This is a genomic window from Rhizobium aouanii (assembly GCF_037002925.1).
GTDB classification, from domain to species: Bacteria; Pseudomonadota; Alphaproteobacteria; order Rhizobiales; family Rhizobiaceae; genus Rhizobium; species Rhizobium aouanii.
On record NZ_JBAMYD010000001.1, the window covers coordinates 80,124 to 101,387 of the forward strand.

18 protein-coding genes are annotated in these 21,264 nt (G+C 61.2%); 7 read left to right on the forward strand and 11 right to left on the reverse strand.

The genetic code is table 11. The features are described 5' to 3' along the window. Positions 1 to 104: 104 nt before the first annotated feature. Positions 105 to 404, forward strand: a complete 300-nt coding sequence (locus V8P77_RS00440) for a hypothetical protein (protein WP_335910155.1) — start codon at positions 105 to 107, stop codon at positions 402 to 404. A gap of 185 nt (positions 405 to 589) precedes the next feature. Here the strand turns inward: V8P77_RS00440 and V8P77_RS00445 are convergent, their stop codons facing one another. The 5 genes from V8P77_RS00445 to V8P77_RS00465 all read right to left on the reverse strand — a co-directional run bounded on the left by V8P77_RS00445 (position 590) and on the right by V8P77_RS00465 (position 7,176). Further along, positions 590 to 2,056, reverse strand: coding sequence for a hypothetical protein (locus V8P77_RS00445; RefSeq protein ID WP_335910157.1), 1,467 nt, complete (start codon positions 2,054 to 2,056; stop codon positions 590 to 592). A 123-nt stretch (positions 2,057 to 2,179) separates the two neighbouring features. Next, positions 2,180 to 3,565 carry a polysaccharide biosynthesis/export family protein gene (locus tag V8P77_RS00450; protein ID WP_335910158.1) on the reverse strand — a complete coding sequence of 462 codons (1,386 nt, stop codon included), beginning with the start codon at positions 3,563 to 3,565 and terminating at the stop codon, positions 2,180 to 2,182. A 6-nt stretch (positions 3,566 to 3,571) separates the two neighbouring features. Further along, positions 3,572 to 4,594: a glycosyltransferase family 2 protein gene (locus V8P77_RS00455; protein ID WP_335910159.1), complete on the reverse strand. Its 1,023-nt coding sequence runs from the start codon at positions 4,592 to 4,594 to the stop codon at positions 3,572 to 3,574. After that, on the reverse strand, positions 4,591 to 6,357 hold the full coding sequence (locus V8P77_RS00460) for a GumC family protein (protein ID WP_335910160.1): 1,767 nt from the start codon (positions 6,355 to 6,357) through the stop codon (positions 4,591 to 4,593). Before V8P77_RS00460 ends, V8P77_RS00455 begins: the two co-directional genes overlap by 4 nt. Positions 6,358 to 6,474: 117 nt before the next feature. Beyond that, complete coding sequence (locus V8P77_RS00465) at positions 6,475 to 7,176, reverse strand: sugar transferase (RefSeq protein ID WP_335910162.1); 702 nt, start codon at positions 7,174 to 7,176, stop codon at positions 6,475 to 6,477. A 468-nt stretch (positions 7,177 to 7,644) separates the two neighbouring features. Between V8P77_RS00465 and V8P77_RS00470 the strand changes: the two genes are divergently transcribed. The 5 genes from V8P77_RS00470 (at position 7,645) to V8P77_RS00490 (ending at position 13,409) form a co-directional block, all read left to right on the forward strand. Beyond that, positions 7,645 to 8,382, forward strand: coding sequence for a Crp/Fnr family transcriptional regulator (locus tag V8P77_RS00470; protein ID WP_335910164.1), 738 nt, complete (start codon positions 7,645 to 7,647; stop codon positions 8,380 to 8,382). Beyond that, the gene (locus tag V8P77_RS00475) at positions 8,379 to 9,728 is read left to right on the forward strand and encodes a glycosyltransferase family 4 protein (RefSeq protein WP_335910166.1); all 1,350 of its coding nucleotides are present in this window, start codon (positions 8,379 to 8,381) and stop codon (positions 9,726 to 9,728) included. Before V8P77_RS00470 ends, V8P77_RS00475 begins: the two co-directional genes overlap by 4 nt. After that, positions 9,725 to 10,969 (forward strand): glycosyltransferase family 4 protein, encoded by a 1,245-nt coding sequence (locus V8P77_RS00480; protein WP_335910168.1) that lies wholly within the window; start codon positions 9,725 to 9,727, stop codon positions 10,967 to 10,969. Before V8P77_RS00475 ends, V8P77_RS00480 begins: the two co-directional genes overlap by 4 nt. A gap of 80 nt (positions 10,970 to 11,049) precedes the next feature. Further along, on the forward strand, positions 11,050 to 12,531 hold the full coding sequence (locus tag V8P77_RS00485) for a lipopolysaccharide biosynthesis protein (RefSeq protein WP_335910169.1): 1,482 nt from the start codon (positions 11,050 to 11,052) through the stop codon (positions 12,529 to 12,531). Positions 12,532 to 12,581: 50 nt separating this feature from the next. Further along, positions 12,582 to 13,409 carry a glycoside hydrolase family 16 protein gene (locus V8P77_RS00490; protein ID WP_335910170.1) on the forward strand — a complete coding sequence of 276 codons (828 nt, stop codon included), beginning with the start codon at positions 12,582 to 12,584 and terminating at the stop codon, positions 13,407 to 13,409. A gap of 29 nt (positions 13,410 to 13,438) precedes the next feature. Here V8P77_RS00490 and V8P77_RS00495 read toward each other — a convergent pair whose 3' ends face one another. From V8P77_RS00495 to V8P77_RS00520, 6 genes are all read right to left on the reverse strand, one after another. Continuing rightward, complete coding sequence (locus V8P77_RS00495; RefSeq protein ID WP_335910171.1) at positions 13,439 to 14,512, reverse strand: ABC transporter ATP-binding protein; 1,074 nt, start codon at positions 14,510 to 14,512, stop codon at positions 13,439 to 13,441. After that, a complete protein-coding gene (locus V8P77_RS00500) occupies positions 14,509 to 15,438 on the reverse strand; it encodes a PfkB family carbohydrate kinase (protein WP_335910172.1) in 930 nt (309 codons plus the stop codon). The genes V8P77_RS00495 and V8P77_RS00500 overlap by 4 nt, the downstream gene beginning before the upstream one ends. Beyond that, positions 15,439 to 16,461 (reverse strand): SIS domain-containing protein, encoded by a 1,023-nt coding sequence (locus V8P77_RS00505; protein ID WP_335910173.1) that lies wholly within the window; start codon positions 16,459 to 16,461, stop codon positions 15,439 to 15,441. Next, on the reverse strand, positions 16,458 to 17,303 hold the full coding sequence (locus V8P77_RS00510; protein ID WP_131630057.1) for a carbohydrate ABC transporter permease: 846 nt from the start codon (positions 17,301 to 17,303) through the stop codon (positions 16,458 to 16,460). The genes V8P77_RS00505 and V8P77_RS00510 overlap by 4 nt, the downstream gene beginning before the upstream one ends. Next, entirely contained in the window at positions 17,303 to 18,187 is an 885-nt protein-coding gene (locus V8P77_RS00515) for a carbohydrate ABC transporter permease (RefSeq protein ID WP_335910175.1), read from the reverse strand. Before V8P77_RS00515 ends, V8P77_RS00510 begins: the two co-directional genes overlap by 1 nt. Before the next feature lie 75 nt (positions 18,188 to 18,262). Then, positions 18,263 to 19,501 carry an extracellular solute-binding protein gene (locus V8P77_RS00520; RefSeq protein WP_335910176.1) on the reverse strand — a complete coding sequence of 413 codons (1,239 nt, stop codon included), beginning with the start codon at positions 19,499 to 19,501 and terminating at the stop codon, positions 18,263 to 18,265. A 223-nt stretch (positions 19,502 to 19,724) separates the two neighbouring features. Between V8P77_RS00520 and V8P77_RS00525 the strand changes: the two genes are divergently transcribed. Then, positions 19,725 to 20,936, forward strand: a complete 1,212-nt coding sequence (locus V8P77_RS00525) for an ROK family transcriptional regulator (RefSeq protein ID WP_335910177.1) — start codon at positions 19,725 to 19,727, stop codon at positions 20,934 to 20,936. The last annotated feature ends 328 nt before the right edge of the window (positions 20,937 to 21,264 follow it).

Sequence of the window (21,264 nt, forward strand, 5' to 3'; positions counted from 1 at the left end):
AAGAGTGCCTTGCCTGTCATAAGGCTATGTTTCGACATGTTGTTTCGCGGTGCGGCGATTGGTGCCGGGACCCTTGTCGGAATGCGGAGGGAAGGGGGATTGTCATGTTGATCACCACGCTCGGGGCAGCCGTGATTTCGATCGCTGCCGGGGCTTCCATCCGCGCCTGGGCTTTCGCGATTTTTGCAATCCTGGTGGCAATCGGCTTCGGCGGCGTGGCTTTTGCCGGCGGGTCTTCCGTGATCGCGGCCATGCTCTCCGCTATCGCCATCCTCATGCTCATGGAAATCGGCTATCTGGCAGGCGTGTTCCTGTCGGGGCTTTTGCGGCGCAGTGCCAAGCTGCGCGAAAACAATTCCGTTGCAGATAGCGTCGCGACCACCAGCGAGCGCCCGCAAGGCTGATGTCGACATAAAACCTACAGCATGGCCTTCCGCGACTGACCTTCGACGGCGTTTGTTCGATGGACTGCTTTTACAGGCGATTCTGGAAAGATGCGGTGCGGCAGGCCGGCTTCGGCCCAATGCGGGCACACCGATGGCTCGACGAGATTGCCATCCCGCGCCGTGGCGGAGTTCCAAAGCGGGCGTCATCGTGTTGAAAACATCGGCGCTCTCATCAGAGATGTCGATGTCTCCAGCGGGGTTCGATTAGTGAGCGATCGGGTCGCGCGCCGGGGAGAGGTATTGGTTGCCAGGCAGCCGGCCGCCAGACCTGCCGTTGTGCTGAACAGCAAGCCGAGATCCGTGCCGCTCCCCGATATCGCCGCGGAGGCGACCTGCGCGATGGATGCCATAACCGCAGCGTTTCCGATTGCATGCGTCTCCCGATCGCCTGACATGTGCCGGCCGGAGGCCCTTGCAAGGCTGTACAGGAAGGCGGCGAAGAGAAGAGTGCCGGTCAATCCGACATTGGAGAGCAACGCAGCGATAAAACTCGAGGCCCGAACCGTGCCGAGCCCAGCGCCGAAGGTGGCGGTATCGACGAATGCGATCAATGCAAGTGTATTCCAGGCGGTGCGCTCTTCACCGGATTGCGATTGGAGCTTGTCCGACAAGGTGGTGCTCATCAGGCCGGCGATGGAATTCCACGCATCGGGGACAAGGCTGAGTGCGACGATGGCGCAGGGAATCAAGAACAGCGTTATCACCAGGAAAGTCACATGCGGGGTCTTGGCGGGGCTGCTAATCAGTCGTTTCAGGCAAAACAGAACGAACATGCAGACAACGAAAATGCCGGCAATATAAGCGGTTGTCGATGTGCAGAGGACGATCGTCGGGCCGATGAAAAGCGTTGCAAGTCCTGCCATACGGCTTTGGACGCGCTCCAGCCAGAGCAGAAGCGTGAAGGAAAAATAGGCTAATGCGACTGCGCCATAAGTGCTTGCTTCGGGGAACGGGCCGACGATGCGTTTGAAGCCGCTGATCGTCTCGGCCGTATGCATCGTATAGTTGGCGTTTCTGATGACATCGAGCAGGTAGGACTGGTCGGTCAGGAATGTTCCGATATCAATCAATGCCAGGGTAAAACATGCGATCGAGGCGACGATTAACTGCAGTGCGATGAAACGGGCATAGCCGAGCCTGGCAAGCCCCGAGACGACGGCAAAGCAGGCGAGGTCGCCGAGCAGATAGACAGACTGGCTGAGATTGGACGAACCCGGCGACAGCGGAGCGGCCACCGTCGACATCATGCCCGTGGCGTCTCGTGCAGAGGAGTAGACGAGGGTCGCGCCTGCAAAGATGCGCGGCAAAAAGAAAGATGATGCCACGGAAAACAGAACGTAGGCGGCAAACCAGAAACCGGGACCCGGATAGGCCATGCTGGCGAGCGTCGCCTGTGTTTGAGCCGGGCGCAGCAGGGCGGCTACCACGAGAAAAAGCACGAGAAGATGGCTTGGCTGGATGCTGCTGCCGCCGAGCGCGGGCAATTGCAGAGCTGCTGCGGCTCCGAGCAGCGTCGACAGGCAAAGAGTCGTGATCGCAAAACGCGCGCCGTTGACCATGCTGAGCAGGCCAAGCAGCAGAACGATGAAGCCGATCGGTTCTATCGACATGCTTCAGATCCCGATCCGGACGGAGCGGGGGAGGCATCGGGTTTGCCGAAAACCGGCATCCGCCTTCCGACGCAATGCCCGACGCGAAAGCCGCCAGCTGTCGTTAATGGTCACGACCGCCCCCTAATTCGATCCCGTCTGGGATATCCAGCCGGGAGCCGCCTGATTGTCGCCTGCTACATCAGACAGCGGGACTGCCGAGCTTTGCTGCTGTGGCGCGGACTGCAGCTGCAGCTGCAGCGACGGCGTCTGGAGATCCGTGTCGATGCCGATTTCGACGACATCATGTGGCCGCAAGGTGGTCGTCTCGTCCGCCTCGATGTCGCGATAAGTGCCATCGTCGTTGCGACGCACGATCCTGTAGTTCTTTTGCGCCCTGCCAAGACCCGGCGTGTCCGTATTCATCTGGGCGAGTTGCGCGCTGTAGCCCGCCTGTTCGCCCAGAAGCTGAGCCACTTGAATGTCGATTGCCGCCCTGCCGATCGCGAGATTGACCTGGTTGAGGAGCTCCTGGTTTTCGCTGTTCTGCCGGTTGACGATATTGATCTTCGAGCGATCGGCTTCGCTGAGCCCCTGGCGAGCCGTGGTCAGGGCGACCTCGAGATCGATCAGGGTGCCTTGTGCATCCGCAACGCCGCGGTCGACCGTGATCTGCCGGGAATTGCTGACCAGACCCTTGCTCACCAGGCTGTTGACATTATCCAGTTCCTTTTGCGCAAGGTCGATCTGCCGCTTTTGCGAATTGATCTTGGCCTCGAGCGATTGGACCTGCTGACCGTAGAGACGGGCGAGGTCGCTCGCCGCTTCGATCTGGCTTTCGATATCGACGCGTCGCAGCCGCATCAGGTTCAATTCCTGCGCCTTCAGCTTGTCCACATCGGGTGTTCCGGCGAGTTCGGCAGGGATCTCGAAACTCTGTTCGCCGGCGATCTCGGCGCGCAACCGCGCCTGGCGCATCAGAAGATCGCGCCGGTTGAGAATGGCGGTTCGGTAGGCGCCGGCGGCCTGGATCCGGTCGCGCTCGAAGACAGTATTCTCTTCGCGCTCCCGAAGGAAGCCGCCGGCGATGCTGACGGCCTTCATGACCGTCATATCGGCCTCAAAAGCATAGCGCCCGGGGGTCTGCACGGTCCCGGTTACGAAGATCGGCGCATGCTGGGCAATTTCCACGGCGATGAACGGCTTTCCCGGCAGTTCGGCCTTTTCGGAGAGCGCAGTGGCGATCGCATCGGAAACCTGCTCCGTCGTCTTGCCGATCGCCTGCACCTGGCCGGCGATCGGAATCGCCAGATTACCGGCATCGTCGACTGTATATGTTCCGCCGAGGGCTTCCCAGCTGGCATACCGGGAATCCGACGATCGCCATTCGACGACACGCAGTCTCACCTGATCTTCCGGCACGAGGGTATAGTTTTCCGCACGGGCGACGCTCCAGCCGCTCACGCAGGAAAATACCAGCAAGGCAAGGGCGACGGAGATGAGGCGACCGGACAAGGATGTACGCTGCATTGTCTGCTATCTCCGTTTCGTTGCGATCGACGGCGAAGGCATTTCGCGCGGCGCGGGATTGCCGAATTCCAGGATGCGGGCCGGAGAGACGCGGCCGACAAGAAGATCGGATAGCGCCAGCAAATTGCCGTTCAAGCGTCCCCATCGGTCGATCAGGCGGTCATTGAATAATAGACCCCGCGTATTCGCCAGGATGTTGCGGCCGATCTGTGCGACAGCACGGCCCTTCGACATCGTGCCCTTCCGGATCAGGTAGACAGGATTGGCAACCTGCGAATAGCCGAGTCTTCGGCCGGGCTGACGCCCGGATCTGACGCCGAGATGGACGCCGCGAGCGCCTTCGACACGCACGGACCTGCCGTAGCGGGCGAGGGACCGGCTGAAATCGACATCCTCGAGCCAGCCGTAGAGCGGTAGCTGTTCATCGAAGGCCAGCGCGTGCTGGAGAACGGGTGAAAGGCGAATCGCCATGTTGCATCCGTAGGCGTTATAGACCTCCGTCACCTGCTCAGCCCCTTCACCGGCTGTTTCAAGAACCTGCAGGGCCTTTGGCATGCCGAGGCCGCCCTCGAGAACGCCATCGGCCAGGACCTCGCCGGTAGCGATCGCCACGTCGGGGTTTGCCGCAAAGACAGCCGCCATCCGCGACAGGAAGGTCGTGGCGGGAATGAAGTCGTCATCCAGGAAGATCAGAATATCCGTATCGGCCGCAGCGGCCTGGATGATCCTGTTGCGCTGGGAGGTCAGGCCACGGCTGCCGACGATGACTTCCACATCGAGGCGGTCGGCGAGCCCGGCGGCATCGTCGATCACCGGCACGCAGACGATCAGCCGCTCGGCCTGGTCCGGCAGGGCGGTGAGATAATCGACGGTCTCCCGCAGTATCGAGGGGCGGCCTGCCGAAGCAATCCCCACGGCCATTCGCAATGGGTGGTGCGCGCGGCCCGCCATGGCTTCAGCGCCACAAGGCATAGGCGCCGGTCCGATCGGGCTGTCCTGCCTAGTTGCCTCTGCCGAAGGTGAAGTCATGACTGTAATCTTTTCGGTGCATGGTTGATGATCGCGCCGAGGATCTCCGCGCCGACATTCCGCAGGGTGTCGATGACGTGCATGGTATCGTCGATCGAGGTGTGTCCGTGCGAGGTGACCACGAGGACACCATCCAGTTCCGGAGCGATCGCATTGGCATCCGGCGAAGCAGAGAATGCGGAAATGTCGACGAATATGGCGTCGAACTCCTTTTTCAGGTCGGCGAAGCTCAACTGCGTGCGGCGGGAACTGAGGCGAATGGCCGGCGTCACCGCTTCGACTTTGCCGAGGGGTAGGAATTTCAGCGTCGGGGTGAGGGGCAATGCCGCCGTACGGATCAGCTCGCCATTGTCGAGAACATCGACGAGGCCTGTGGAACTATGGGGCGCGATCGATTTGCTGAGCGACGATTTCTGCGCAGCCGCATCGATCAGTAGCGTCTGCGCTCCCGATATCGACGAGAGTACCGCAAGTTCGCATGCTATGGTCGATGCCCCGCTGCCGGGATTGACGGCGACGATTCCAATGACGACCCGGCGTTTGCGCCGAAGACCAACGACCGTCGCGCTCAGCTCCGCCATGCCTGAAATAACAGGATAGGCGGCTGCGGTGCCGCTGCTGCCGGTACCGGCGGCGAGGAAACGCGCAGAGTGACCATTGCGGGTCCTTGATGACGCCAGCAAAGTGACAAAGGGCAGCCCGCCGGCTTCCGCGATCTGATGGGGCCGGACGATCCGGCGATCGCCGGCGTGCCTTATCATGGCGAGTGCGAAGCCGACGCCAAGACCAACCGCCGCCGCAAAGGCGATGATGAGCGTGCCGCGTGGTCTGGCTTTCGAAAGAGGCAGGGTGGCCCGGGAGACGATCGTGGCATCCGACACCGGGTAGGTGATGCGCTGCTTGGCTTCGGTCAACTGGTTCAAGGTATTTTCATAGAGGGTGCGGCGGGCGTCAGTCGCGCTCTGCAGCTCCGCAAGCTTGAACTGATCGCGCGGATTGCTCGTGAAGCTGGCCAGGGCACTGGCAGCTTCGGCCAGTCCACGCTGCTGCTCGCTTACGAATCTTGACAGCCAGTCGCTGTATTGCCGGGACGCATTGGCCTTCATCGCGATATTCTTCTGGATATATTGCCTGGCGAGCGTGTCGGCGATGTCGACGGCCTTCTGCGGGGTCGATGCTGCAGCCGATATCTCGATGATCGTCGAACTCCCGATCCGGCGTACTCCCATCATGTTCAGCAGCCTGGCGATCGCCCGATTATGGATCCGCCCGTCCTCGATCTGCTGTTGCGGCTGTGCGTCACGCGGTCCTGCGCCTGCCGCTTCCTGCAATGCCGTATCCGGCTCGGAAGAAACCCCCATCAACCAGTTCTTTGCCCTATCCTGCAGCGAAGGCGTCTGATCGACAAAATCAGGATCGGTATCGAGACCAAGTGCCCTTACCGTTCCACCGACGACATCGCTGGATTTGGCGATCTCCAACTGTCCCTCGATGAACGCGTCTTCCGCAAAAGACCTCTGTGCTTCGGAGCCGCTGACCTGGGGGACGATCACAAGTTGCGTGTTGGCAACGAACGTCGGTTCGGCGGTCAGCACGTAGCTCCCTGCCATTACGAGGAAAGCGAAAGTCGTCGCCGCAATCCACAGCCAGCGCATTCTGAGAAAGAAGAGCATATCCCGCAAGGTGAGCGGCGAATTCCCGCCAGTGGCTGCGGTAGGCAGAGATATCGGAGAAACACCGCTGAAGATCGTGCTTGAGGTCATGTCGTCCTAATCCAAAATAGCGAGATCACGGAGTAGCCAGTAGTGGCAGCTTGGAGGGACGGGGGAGTAGCGTGTCTTCCGATTCCAGGCATGATCGGCGGCTCTCTCCATGAATGCTCAATACGAGCCGCGCTGCGAAAACAGAGCGGGAATGGTCTTGGCAATGATGACGAAGTCCCTGCCGAGCGACCAGTTGTTGAGATAGTGAACGTCGAGGGAAACCCGGTACTCGTAACTGACATCATTGCGCCCGCTGGTCTGCCAGTGACCGGTCAGGCCCGGGCGGACGGCCATGTAGGCCCATATATGCTCGCCGTAGCGCGGCAATTCCTCGGCCGTGATCGGCCGGGGGCCAACAAGGCTCATGTCGCCACGCACGATATTGATCAGTTGGGGAAGCTCGTCGATGCTCGAACGCCTGAGGATATCACCGACGGCCGTGATCCTCGGATCGTCCTTCAGCTTGCGTGTCTCTTCCCATTCGCTTCGCGCAGCCGGGTTGTTTTGCAGCAATTCGGCAAGCTGAGCACTCGCGTCGGTCTTCATCGTGCGAAACTTGAGGCATCCGAACGGCGTTCCGCCGACGCCGATGCGCGTATGGGAATAGAAGACCGGGCCGCGGTCGCTTATCTTCACGATCATTGCGACGATCAACAGAAGCGGGGAAAGCAGGATCAGGGCCGTGACTGCGATGAGCAGGTCTAGCGCGCGCTTCGACGATCTGCCTGCCGCACGGGGCCGGGAGGAATGGAGATCGCCGCCTTTCGCGGACCGTCCGACACGCGACCAAGCCTCGAAACTATGTGCTTCCCATGTCATCGGTGGTCTCCAAAACATTCCGATTAAGAACCGTTCAAAGTTTGCTGCGCCGCACTCTGGTTGTCTGTTACCAAGGTCATAATCCTTAATAAATTCTTTATGCTACTAACGGGCATTCGAGAATTCGGATTATACCTTGATGGCCTTCTTTTCATTTCAAGCGACAATCTAATCTAATTCGTGGTGATTATCCGCTGACAGTTATTTATCAGTTTTGATATCATCATTTCGATTATTGCCTCTTTTTATTCAGTAAGGCATTTTAATAGGCAGTCATCTTCGATCGCGTGGCGGTTTTTTGGCTTCATCGAGATTTTGAGTTCCTTTTATGGTGTATATTTTGTTTTGAAGCTAAGTATATACTTTATCTTTACGTCATATCCCCGTGATGTTATTTGACTCTCATATTAAGACAATATAAATGATGCAGTGCAGCATTGCCTATGGTTATCGAGTGGAGTTATGCGCATGGATGGGGCGACACACGCATCAGATCGCAGGGCCGGCATCGGCAAGGCGGCGATATCGGCTAACGGCGGCGTTCATCTGAACAGCCGCATCGTCATCGACGACGAATTCCTTTCCTGCCGGTCGAGCGTCCGGCGTTTCCGGCGCGGCGAGATCATCGCCGGGGCCGGCGTCCTCGTCGATACGTTCGCGCGCGTCCATTCGGGGGTGGTCAGCGCAAGCACGATGCTGCCCGACGGCAGGGAATTCATCGTCGAGATCGTTCCGAAATCCGGCCTCATCGGCGAGCTCGAGGTTCTGCGCAGGCAGACATTGAGTCTCGAATACCGCGCCGGGTCCGCCTGCGAGCTGCATTTCTTCGAAGGCCGGCTGCTGCGCGACATGTACGCCAGCGATCCCTGCTTTCGCGAAAAGGTCTTCTCCAGGGCGCTGGCGCGTATTTCAGAGCTTGAACTTCGGATCATTGCGAATGCGGCGTCGAGCTTGCAATCGAGGCTGGCCAGCACGCTGCTGCGGCTCTCGACTGTTTATGGAAAAGATGCGGCAAACAGCGGCGACGAGCTGATCATCTCGCAAAATGATCTGGCCGCGACGCTGCCCGCGTCCCGCGAGAAGGTCAATCAATGCCTGCGGCGCCTGCGGGAAGGCAAGATCATCGACGGGGGCCAGGGCAGGATCCGCATCCTCAACCGCAAGGCGCTGGAGGCCTGCGCCAACGGCGCGGTTTCGGTGAAGTGATGCGCCCGTCGCTTCCCGAGGCCCTTCGATCCGCCGCAAACGTCGGCCGCTTTCCCGGCCCCGGCACCACAAAGATCGATCGCGTGGTCATCATCGACGACTATTCGGTGGCCAGAGGCGGTGCGACGGCGCTGGCGGTGCTGTCCGCCAAGCTTTTTCGGGGCCTCGACATCCCTGTGACCTATATTTGCGGGGATGACGCCGCCAATGCGGAGCTCATCGCACTCGGTGTCTTAATGGTCGGGCTGAATAGCCGCGACCTCCTCAGTGCCGAGCGTGCGAAGGCTTTCGTGACCGGCATTCACAATGGCGCCGCCGTCCGCATGGTCGCGAACTGGATTGCCGCAAACGACACCGCCAACACCGTCTACCATGTGCATGGCTGGCACCAGATCCTGTCCCCGGCAATTTTCAGGGCGTTGATGCCGGTCGCCAGACGATGTGTGGTGCACGCGCATGATTTCTTCACCGCCTGCCCCAACGGCGCCTTCTTCGACTATCAGGCGCAGGAAATCTGCCTTCGACGTCCGCTCGGCGGAAGCTGTATTGCGACGGCCTGCGACAAGAGAAGTTATTCGCACAAATTGTGGCGGGTTGCCCGCGGTTCCAATATTCTTCGGCGGCTGAAGGATCAGGCCGATTTCGGCCGAATCATCCTGCTGCACGAGAAGATGGCAAGCTTCCTCGTCAGCGCCGGATATCGGCCCGAACGACTGACGACGATCCGCAATCCCGTCGCTCCGCTCTCCATCAAACGCATCGAGGCGGAGGCCAACGAGGAGTTCGTCTTCATCGGACGGCTGGACGAGGAGAAGGGCATAGAGGACGCCGTGGCCGCCACGCGCAAGGCCGGCGTCAAGCTCTGCGTGATCGGAGACGGGCCGCTGATGCCGCTGGTCGCGGCTTCGGGAGATCATATCAGGGCCGTCGGCTGGCAGTCGCATGCGGAGATCGGCCCGACCATCCGCAAGGCGCGTGCACTGTTGATGCCGTCTCGCTATCCCGAGCCGTTCGGCCTCGTCGCTATCGAAGCGGCCAGAAGCGGTCTGCCGGTCATCATGTCGCGCAGCGCCTTTCTTGCCGAAGAAATGCAAAGAGCCGGCATGGCGATCGCCTGCGATACGGCCGACGAAAGCGCCTTTGCCGATACTTTGACGCGATTTAGCCAAATGCCGAGGCATGAGGTCCGCGCCATGAGCGAACGGGCTTTCCGGCTGTCGCCGGATCTCGCCTCGACCCACGAGGAATGGCGCGACGCGCTTCTTGCCGAATATCACGGTCTGATTTCGGCAAATGTGGTTCCCGAGCTGACGGACGGTGTGGCGATACAAGGAGTATTCAGTTGACCCTGAAAGCAACAACCTCTCTTCCCGATGCGAGGGCATTTCTCGGCGATGCGCCCGTGATGGCGAAAAGACGTGTCACTGATGCCGGAAGCTCGGGCGAAACCAAGCAGCTTCGTGTCGCCATCGTGCATTATTGGCTCGTTTCGATGCGCGGCGGCGAGAAGGTCGTCGAAGAGCTGTGCCGCATGTTTCCGCAGGCCGACATCTTCACCCTCGTCTGCAACCGCGATCGCATTAGCGATTTTCTGAAGACGCGGAACATCCGCACATCCTTCCTGCAGAAGATCCCCGGTGCAAAGCGGCATTATACCAAGATGTTGCCGCTGATGCCTTTCGCGCTCGAGCAGTTCGATCTGCAGGATTACGATCTCGTGCTGTCGAGCGAATCTGGACCCGCCAAGGGCATCATCACGCGCGCCGACGCCCTGCATGTCTGCTATTGCCATTCGCCGATGCGCTACATCTGGGATCAGTTCCATGTCTACCGCCATGGCCTGCCCTGGGTCGGTCGCGCCTTGATGTCGATCACCGCACCCATGCTGCGCGCCTGGGACGTGACGACCTCCTCGCGGGTCGACGTGTTCGTTGCCAATTCCGATTATGTCGCAAGCCGCATCCGCCGCTTCTACGACCGGGACTCCATCGTCATCCATCCGCCGGTTGCGACCGACGATTTTGCGGTGGGGAAGGGGAAAGGCGAATTCTATCTCTATGCGGGACAGCTGACCACCTACAAGCGGCCCGATATCGCCGTTCGCGCCTGCACCGAGGCCGGCAGGAAACTGGTCGTGATCGGCGAGGGAGAACAACTGGCCTATCTGAAGTCGATCGCCGGACCGACCGTCCAGTTCCTCGGCCATCAGCCCTTCAACGTTCTGCGCGACCATCTGTCACGATGCCGCGCCCTGTTGTTTCCGGGCACGGAGGATTTCGGCATCCTTCCGGTTGAGGCCATGGCATCAGGGCGGCCGGTTCTGGCTTTCGATGCCGGCGGCGCCAGAGAAACCGTGTCCTCGCCGAAGGTCGGATTTCGTTTCGCTGAGCAGACCACGGAAGCTTTGTTGGAAACGATGGCGGCGTTCGAAGAGGTGGAGGACGATATCGATCCGCATGCCATCCGCGCGCACGCGCTGAAATTCTCTTCCACCGTGTTCCGCGATCGTCTGTCCAGTCTCATCGAGCAACAGCTATCCACCCATGGCGACCGATCGGCCGACGTCTTCAGAAGACGGCCGGGCTGAGGGCAAGGAACGGAGCTGCCTGCCCTGCCGCCGCGACCGAAACCGTCTCAAACCCTCGACGAGGAATAGATAAACAGACCATGTCAAGCGTATCTCAGAGGACAGCGACGGCGAGCATCTGGACCATCAGCGGAAAATTCTTCGCGCGGATGCTCGATTTCGTCAGTCTCCTTGTTCTGGCAAGGCTTTTGAGTCCGGCGGATTTCGGCCTGGTCGCCATCGCGACCTCGGTGCTGGTCATCGTCGAGGCGATTCTGGACCTGCCGTTGACGCAGGCCCTGATGCGCCAGCCATCGCCTTCGAACGAGATGTTCGCCACGGCCTTCACGCTTAGCCTGCTGAGGGGGCTCGCCATCAGCCTGCTGATGATGATCATTTCCTGGCCGATGGCGCTGATCTACGGCGATTCCCGGCTTTTCGCCCTTGTCGCCGTTCTGTCGATTGCGCCCGCCATGCGCAGCATCGTCAGTCCGCGCATGGTTCTTTTCATGCAGCGGTTCGATTTCAAGCGCGAGTTCGCTCTCGATCTCATCGCCAAGGGATCGACATTGCTGTTTGGGGTGGGTGTAGCTGTGGCAACAGGCAGCTATTGGGGGCTGGCGATCGGAGCGGTCGCCGGCCCGACCGCGGCGATGATCACGTCCTATGTCTTCGCGCCGATGCGACCGACGTTCAGCCTCTCCGAATGGAAGCATTTTCAGGACATGATCAGCTGGAACACCGTCTCGCAGGTGCTGAATTCGATCAACTGGCAGCTGGACCGGCTGCTTCTACCCCGTTTTACGGGCCTGTCAACCTTCGGCGCCTTCAGCGTCGCCGACAATATCGCGGGTATTCCATACCAGACCTTCGTCGGACCGTTGCTGCGTCCGCTGATGGCGGCATTCTCCACTGTCGAAGACCGCCGCAATCTGGTCGTCGCCTATTTGAAGGCGACGAACGCGATCACCTTCGTCGCGGCGCCCATTCTCATCGCGCTCGCCCTTCTCGCCGAGCCGACCGTGCGGATCCTCGTCGGCGAGAAATGGGCATCATCCGCGCCGATCCTGCAATGGCTGTGCCTTGTCAGCCTGCTCGGTCTGCCCGCGAACATGATGCCGCCATTGGCGATGGTCATGAACAATACCCGTTATGTCGCCCTCAGGATGTTTGCCGAGTTCGCCGTCAGGGTTCCGGTCACCATCCTGGGCATTGCCTATTTTCAGGTAGCAGGAGCACTGGGCGCGCGGATCGTGGCGGTGCTTGTCGCCTATGCCGCATCGCTGATCATCACGCGGCGGCTGATCGGCGCAACATTTGCCGCTCAGTTGAATGCCTTTTTACGGCCTCTGGCCGCGAGCTTGCCGATGATCGCTTTCCTGCTGTGGATGGAGCCGATGCTTGTCGCCATGCCTGCCGGCCTTAACCTGATCGTCAGCCTGGCGCTCTGCGGCGGGGCGGCAGTGGCGATCTTCTGGGTCTTTGCGCTGCTCGTGTGGCAAATTGTCGGAAGGCCCGACGGCATCGAGACCATCGTCGTCCAAAGGCTCATGCCGCGACGAAACGGAGTTCTCATTTCATGATCGAGACAAGTGTAGTCCAACGATTGATTTGGCGTTTTCGGAGGAGCAGAATGCGTTACGGGATATCTTCTAAGGCTTTGGGTTTGCTGATCGTTATCGGTCTGGGGGCGTTGCCCGGCCAGCCCAGCGTGGCTCAGGAACCACTCAATATCAATGCGTACCAGCTAACGTTCGAGGAGAGTTTCGACAGTCTCGACGTCTCGGCCTGGGGGGAGAGAAGCTCCCGCTGGATCGCCCATACGCCGTGGAACGGCGATTTCGGTGACGCCCGCTTCACAGATCCCGCCCCCGGCTTTCCGTTTACTACCGATCAGGGAATTCTGAAGATCGAAGCGCGTAAGGAGGCCGATGGAACCTGGCGCTCGGGCCTGTTGTCGTCAGTGAACCCCAAAGGCGAAGGGTTCTCGCAGCAGTTCGGCTATTTCGAAGCAAGGATGAAGCTGCCGCCGGGCAAGGGCGTTTGGCCGGCCTTTTGGCTCATCGGACTCGACCGGTCGAAATACACCGCCGAGATCGACGTCCTCGAATATTATGGACGCGCGCCCTACGAATTCAGCATGGGCTTTCATATCTGGCGTCAGAGCCAGGGCGGCCAGAACAGCACCGGCGGCCATTGGCAAAAGGTCCAGGACGGAATTTTGAACAGCGATTATCACACCTACGGCGTCGATATCCAGGCCGACAAAACGAGCTTCTACTTCGACCGTCAGTTCATCTGGAGCTTCGACACGCCGAAGGAATTCCACATGCCGTTCTATCCGCTGGTGAACCTGGCACTCGGCTCGGGTTGGCCGATCGATGAAACGCCGAATCCTTCCATTCTGCTCGTCGACTATATTCACGTCTACCAGCGTAAGCCTACTGACGCGGCGAATTGAACAGCCGACGGGGGATTGCCGTTCCGTCGCTAACGGCCGCAGCTGAGGCCGGTTTGCGGGTCGAAGAGATGCATTGCTTCCTCGTCGAAAAAGAGGGTGAGCTTTTCGTTGTCGCGGATCGGCGTACGTGGCGGCAGGCAGGCCATCAGGCGCTGATTTCCGGCAAGGGCGGTGACGACGAGTTCCGGGCCGGTCAGCTCTGCGACCTCAAGGGTTGCCTCGATCGACGGGCCGGCGCCGTCCGTGCGAAGCGCCTCGGGACGGATGCCGAGGATAAGGTCGCGGCCATTGCCGGCCGCCTGGCGGAAACGGGTGGGCAGCGGCAGGATCGCATCGGAGCCTGAAAGCGCCAGGCCACCGTCGCGCGCTGTCGCCTTCAGCAGGTTCATCGGCGGCGCGCCGACGAAGGTCGCGACATAGAGCGTTGCCGGATGGTTGTAGATCTCCTCCGGCGTGCCCAACTGCTCGATGCGGCCGTCGCGCATGACGGCGATGCGGCTTGCAAGCGTCATCGCCTCGATCTGGTCATGGGTGACATAGACGACCGTGGTCTTCAGCATCTGATGCAGCCGCTTGATCTCGGTGCGCATCTCCATGCGCAGTTTGGCATCAAGGTTGGAGAGAGGCTCGTCGAAGAGGAAGACCTCCGGCTTGCGCACCAGCGCCCGGCCGATCGCGACGCGCTGGCGCTGGCCGCCGGAAAGCTGGCTCGGCTTGCGGTCGAGGAGGTTTTCGATCTGCAGAAGTTTGGCGGCATCGCGCACGGCCTTGTCGCGCTCGGGTGCTGCCACCTTGCGCATTTCCAGGCCGAAGCCGATGTTCCGGTGCACCGTCAGATTGGGATAGAGCGCGTAGGATTGAAAGACCATGGCGATGTCGCGGTCCTTCGGATGCACGCCGAGCACCGAGCGGCCGCCGATCCTGACATCGCCGCTCGTTGCCTCGGCAAGGCCGGCGATGATGTTCAGCAGGGTGGATTTGCCGCAGCCGGAGGAGCCGAGCAGCACCAGGAATTCGCCGCTTTCCAGCGAGATGTCGATGCCTTTCAGCGTCTCGATGTCGCCGTAGGCCTTGCGGATGTTCTGAATGTCGAGCGCGCTCATCGCAAGGGCTCCTGAAGAGATGTCGGGCCGCCATAGCTGCGGGGAAGAGTGGAGATGGCGCGCGAGGCAACGCCGGTTCCCGCCATCAGGCAGGAAACCAGCGGCTCACCGCTTGCGAGCGCGGCAAGGAAGGCGGCGTTGAAGACATCGCCGGCGCCGATCGTATCGACGACCTCGACAACGGGCGCTGCCACCGAAACCAAGCTGCCGTCCGGCCCGATCGCGAGAGCGCCGTCCGGGCCGCGTTTGACGACGACGATCGCACCCGCCGGCATATGCGACCTGATGTGACGCGCGGCCTCGATCGGATCGGCGATGCCGGCAAGCGTCGTCGATTCGACCTCGTTCAGCAGCGCGACACCGCTGCGGGAAAGCCAGGCGCGTGTCGCTGCGCAATTCTCGTCTGTCCAGCCGTCGAGCGGCCAGCCGGTATCGAGCGCAACGGTGATGCCATGGCTGTCGGCCCAGTCGAAGAACTTGCCGTATTCTTCTGTCAGATCGTCGGTCAGGAACGAGCCGCAGAGAAGCGCGTAACCGCCCTGCAGTCTTGCGCCCTCGATGACGGCGAACACGTCGGCCAGGCTGAAACGCGGCAGGTGGCCCCTCGTCGTGAAGAAGGTGCGCTCGCCGTCCGGATGGGTGATGCCGACGGAGAGCGTCGTTTTCTCAGGACGTACCGGCCACCTCTCGGAACGGTGGCCGAAGGCATCGCTCAGCCAGCGGCCGAACTGGTCGCTGCCGATATTGGCAGCGATCTCGAATTCGACGCCGAGCGCTTGCCAGGCGAGCGCGCTGTTGCCGGCGGCTCCGCCGACGCGCAACTCGTCATGATCGACGATAATTTCCGTCCCGGCCTTCGGCCAGGGGGTGGTCGGTCCAAGGATCAGGTCGACGTTGACGTTGCCGATGACTGCAAGCGGCCGCATTCATTCGCTCCGGGTGATTTTGGTGGATCGAACCGGCGTTCCGGCATTCTCCACGCGGGCATCGGCAAAGGCGATCATCAGCCGCTGGGCGACCGGCAGCATGGCGAAGATCGCGGCAAGACCGGTTGCAGGCGCAAAGCGGATCGTCACCGCGCCGGCGACGGGCGCTTCGCCCGAGGCGTCGAACAGGATGACCGGGGCGCCTGTCTCGACGGCGGATGTCGCCATTGCCGTCACCAGGCCAGCCGTCTCGTCCAAGCCGCGGAATAGCACGACGCCGATCTCCGGCCCCAGCATCTCCATCGGACCGTGGCGCAGCTGGCCGCCTTCGAGCGAGAAGCAAGGACGGCGCGACAGCTCGGTCAATCCGAGCGCGAGCGCCTCGGCGATACCCTGCAGCCGGCGGCCCGACGTGACAATGGTCGCGACGTTTTCCAGCGCCGAGAGCGCGGCGGTGATGTCATGATCTTCCGGCGCCCTGAGGGCGGCAAGGGCGGTGTCAGGATCTTCGCCGAGGGCGGAAAGGATTGCCAGATGCAGGGCGAAAGTCACCGTCAGGCTGCGGGTCGCGGCGAAGGCGAGCTCGGTGCCGCCGGCGCCGACCAGGGATGGTGCGGTTTTAGCCAGGAAGGAGCTGCCTTCGAGTGTCAGGCCGAAAGTCTCCTCCGTGCCCCCGGTTTCGCCGAACCAGCGCACGACTTCGGCGCTTTCGCCGGATTGCGAGGTGACGAAGATCGTCCTGCCGGTAATCGGCAACGGCTGGCCGAGCTGCTCGGAGAGGGGCAGGGCGACGGCATCGATGCCGAGCGCCCGGTAGAGCGGCTCGACGGCGCGGTTGACGGCATGCGAGCCGCCCATGCCGACGAGTAGCAGTCCGCCGGTCTTCTTCAGCGAAGCGGCGGCCCTGACGGCCATCGGCTGGGCCGCTCCATAGGAGGCGATCGCATCGGCATGCTGGCGCGCCATTTCACGATCGATTGCCGCAAGTCCGGCCGGTCGGATTCTTTCTGCTGTCATGTTCATCCCTTGACGCCGCCGCTGGTGAGCCCCGAAATCAGGGCGCGTTGCATGACGAGACCGATCAGCACCGGGGGCAGGGCGGCGAGCACACCTGCCGTCGCGATCAGTCCGTAATCGGAAACGCGGCCGCCGGCGAGATCGGCAATGGCGACGGTCAGCGTCTTGGCGCGCTGGTCGGAAGTGAAGAGCAGCGCATAGAAGAATTCATCCCAGGCAAGCAGGAAGGCAAAGAGGCTGGACGTCGCGACCACGGGGGCGGCCAGCGGCAGCGTGATGATCCTGAGCGTCTGGAACAGGCCGGCGCCGTCGATCATCGCGGCGGATTCGATCTCCCTCGGGATGGAATCGAAGCCCGACTTCATCAGCCAAGTGGTGAAGGGCGCAAGGATGGTGAGATAGACGAGGGCGAGACCGAAGACGTTGTTCAGCATGCCGAGATGGGAAAGGCCCATGTAAAGCGGCACGGCGAGCGCCACCGGCGGCAGCATATAGGTGGCGATGACCATCGACAGCGACCATCCCACAGCAGGCGTGCGCGACACGGCCCAGCCGGCCGGTATGGCCAGCACGATGGCGGCGATCGTCGCCATACCCGCCACCTCGATGCTGTTTCGCAGCGACGAGGTGAAGGCGGCGCCGGCGCTGTTTTCGAGCGTCGAGAGCAGCACGCCGTAGCGAGAGAAATCCGCCGTCTGCGGCCACCAGCGCAGCGGCTTGGCCGCAAGGTCGGCGGCCGGCGAGATGCTCATGATGAACAGCCACAGGATCGGCGCCAGGATGACGGCGGCAAGCAGCAGCGCGCAGAGGTGGATGAAGGCGGAAAAAAGTGGACTCTGGCGTTCCATCACGCTGCACTCCCCGCGGTCTTGCGCACCAGGGCGGCGTAGCCGGCAGCAAGCAGCGTCACCAGCAGCGTGACGATCAATGCCAGCGATGCGCCCGAGCCCGCCCGTTGGAACGAGAAGGCCTCCTGATAAACGAGGATAGACAGCGTACGCGTGCTGTTGGCCGGGCCGCCGCGGGTCATGACCCAGATGATGTCGAACACCTTGAAGGCTTCGATCGTGCGCAGCACCAGGGCCACCATCAGCGGGCCGGCGAGATAGGGCAGGATGACGAAACGGAAGCGGGCGAAAGCGCCGGCGCCGTCGACCAGCGAGGCGGCGTTGATGTCGCGCGGCACGGCCTGGAGGGCGGCCAGCGCGATCAGCGCCACCAGCGGGAAATTCTTCCAGCAATCGGCGACGATCAGGGCCGCCAGCGCCGTGCCCGGTTCGCCGAGCCAGGAACGGTAGGCTTCCAGCAGGCCGAGTTGAGTGAGTGCGGCGTTCAGCGCGCCGTATTCCGGATTGTAGATCAGCCGCCAGAGCGTGGCGTTGACGACGGTCGGCAGCGCCCAGGGCAGGATCATCAGGGCGCGAAGCGCGGTGCGACCGCGGAATTGCTGGTTCAGCAGCAGGGCGGCGAGCACGCCGATCACCATTTCGGCGGCGACCGAGACGATCGCGAACCATGCGGTGGTGATGAGCGTGCGCTGGAAATTCGAACCGGAGATCATCTTCACGTAATTGTCGATGCCGACGAAGCTGCCTTCGGTGCCGACCAGCTTGGCGTCGGTGAAGGAGAGGCCGACGGTATCGATCAGAGGCCAGCCGATGACTGATATCATGACCACGAGAAGCGGCAGCATCAAAAGCCACGCGCGCGTTGTCAGCCAAGTGCTCGACATCGAGGCGACCCTTTATTCTTCATAGGTTCTGAAGACCGGGCGACGGCGGGCGCCGCCCGGGGTTTCATGCGTTGCTCAGAGGCCGCTATTGTCGGCTGCCGACTTCAGCGCGTCCTCTGGCGAGGACTGGCCAAGCAGCGCTTCCTGGATCGCCTGCTGCAGCGCGGTCGAAAGCTCCTGATATTTCGGCGTCGTCGGGCGCGGATACATGGCGGCAAGGCCGACCTTGGCAGCCGAGATCAGCTCTTCCTGGCCCTTGGTGACCGCCGGATCCTCATAGGAGGACGCCCAGATCGGCAGGCTGAGCTTGGCATAGGCATTCTGCGTTGTCTGCGAGGTCATGAAGGTAATGTATTTCCAGGCTTCATCAGGATGCTGGCTGGCCGAGGTGATGCCGAGACCCATCGAGCCGTTGACGGCAGAAGCCTCGCTCTTGCCTGTAATACCCGGCGCCGGCACGACGCCGACCTTGCCTGCGACCTTGCTGTCCTTCGGATTGTTGGCCATGTTGTACATGTAGGTCCAGTTCAGCGCGAAGGCGGCCTCGCCGTTTTCGAAGACCTTGCGGACGTCCTCTTCGAGGAATTCCTTGGAGTTCGGATTGGTGAGGCCGGAGGAATAGCTGGAAACCATGTATTTCAGAGCATCGAGGCCGCCGCCGGTCTGGAAGGCCGGCTTGCCGTCCTTCAGGAAATCGCCGCCATAGGCGCTGACGAGCGTGGTATAGTCGCAGATCGCGGCTTCGGCCTGCGACCAGCTCCAGGCGATCGGCGTCGCGAGCAGGCCCTTGTCCTTGATCGTTTTTGCCTGCTCGGTCAGTTCGTCCCAGGTTTTCGGCGGAGCCTTGATGCCGGCCTTTTCGAGGATTTCCTTGTTATAGAACAGATATTTGGTGTCGAGAATCCACGGCATGCCGTAATGTTTGCCGTCATATTGCACGGTGGTCCAGGCACCCGGCAGCACGCCCTTCTTCATCTCGTCGGTGACGCGCGAGGAGACGTCGACCAGCACCTTGTTGGTGGCGTATTCGGCCGGCCAGATGACGTCGAAGAGGACGACGTCATAACCGCCGCCGGAGCCTTGCGCCAGCACCGTCTTGTCGTGCAGGCCTTCATAAGGAACGAATTCGAGATTGACCTTGATATCGGGGTTCGCCTTGGCGAAAGCGTCGGTCATGGCGCGTACATCGGCCTCGCTATAGGCGGCCTGCGCCATGAAAAGCGCGTTCAGCGTCGTTTCGGCGAAAGCGTGCGGCGCAAGGGATGCGCCGATCAAGGCCGCACCCAGAAGCGTCTTGTTAAAGGATTTCAGCATTGCAGCCTCCAGTTTTTGATATTTACGCATTGCCGAGGGCGATCCTCCGCCATCGGTGTTCGAGAGGGCACGCGCGGAAAGCGTGCCGGTTCGTCGTCTCGGAGCGTCGTCGGAGCCGTTGCCCGGCTCCCGTGTTCCCTGGAACACTCCGGTTCCTTAATAAGTCAAGTGTCTTGACTTATTACTTCTTCAACATTCTATTGGAGTCAAGAGGGAATTGCACATGAATGACAGCCGCCCGATCCGGGCCAAGAGCGGCACTAATCACGAAGGCACCAGCGCGCATAACCGGCGCGTGATGATCGATGCCCTGCGGGTCAACGGCGCGCTTTCACGCGCCGATCTGGCGCGGGCGACGCGGCTGACCAAACAGACGGTATCCAATATCATCGAGGAACTCGAGCGAGACGGTCTTGTCACTTCGCAAGAGGCGGTGAGGAGGGGCAGGGGGCAGCCGTCGACACCCTATCGGCTCGTGCCCGAAGGCGCCTTTGCAATCGGCCTGCAGATCGACCGGCATGTGACGCGGGCGGTCGCCGTCGATCTCGTCGGCAGCGTTCTCGTGCGTGACGAGGCCGGCCTTCCGCACGGAGGTCCGTCGAACGGGACGAAGGTCATCCTCGACCTCGTCGCCGGCATACGCTCAAAGCTTGCCGGGATCGTCCAGCAGTCGGAAAAGCGGTTGGTCGGCCTCGGCGTCGCCATGCCCGGGCCTTTCGGGGTTGCCGGCAGTGGCGACGATCCTTGGATGATGGAGGCCTGGCAGAAATTTCCGTTGTTGGAAACGCTGACCGCCGGCACCGGGCTCGATGTCGGCCTGCAGAACGATGCGGCGGCGGCGGCGACCGCCGAGCGCATGGTGGGAGCCGCCCATGGCCTCGACCACGCTGTCTGCCTCTTCGTCGGCTATGGCATCGGCGCCGGCCTCATTCTGAACGGCGAACTCTACCGCGGCACCAACGGCAATGCCGGCGAGATCGGCATGGCGTTATTGTTTGCCGACGGCAAATCGACGCCGCTCGAACATCGCGCCTCGCTCGCCTCGCTCTATCAGCATCTATCGGTCGATCCCGCCGATCCTCATCTCCACGCACGCATCAACGGTCTTGCCTTGAGAGGCGATCAAAGCATCCACGCCTGGGTCGACGCAGCGGCAGTGGACCTGCGCTGGAGCATCCATCTGATCGAGACGCTGTTCGATCCGCAGACGGTGATCCTCTGCGGCAGCGCACCTGAGGCGCTGGTGAACAGGTTGATTGCGGCCATCGGCCCGTTGCTGCCCTCGATCGCCGAACGTCGTGGCCGCACGCTGCCGCGCCTGCAGCCCGGCATGGCTGATCCCTGGTCGGTGGCGCTTGGCGCTGCCGCCGGACCGATCAGCCGTGCATTCGATCCTCGTTTTGCGGCGATCCTGAAGGATTCCCTTCAATCCTGAGGCCTAGACCCTCAGGTTGCACACCAGTGCAACGGCCAAAATGTCAGCGTTTTTGCAAGTTTCGTTGCGGTGGAGTAGCCGAATAAAGGCACTCTGTCACAATATAAATGAATATTAAATATCCCCCAAAATTCCATTGTTTCGAATATAGCTATAATTTATTTACAATATGCTGAAGCAAGATTTGAAAATTCTCTAAATATTTCCCTGAAATTTGCGAATAACGGTTGTGTGAAGGTTTTATGACGACTGTGTTTAGATAATTTCATGTCATGTAATATTCATTGGCCGCGGCAATTTGAACCAGCTAATAGGGCGTGCGCTGAAA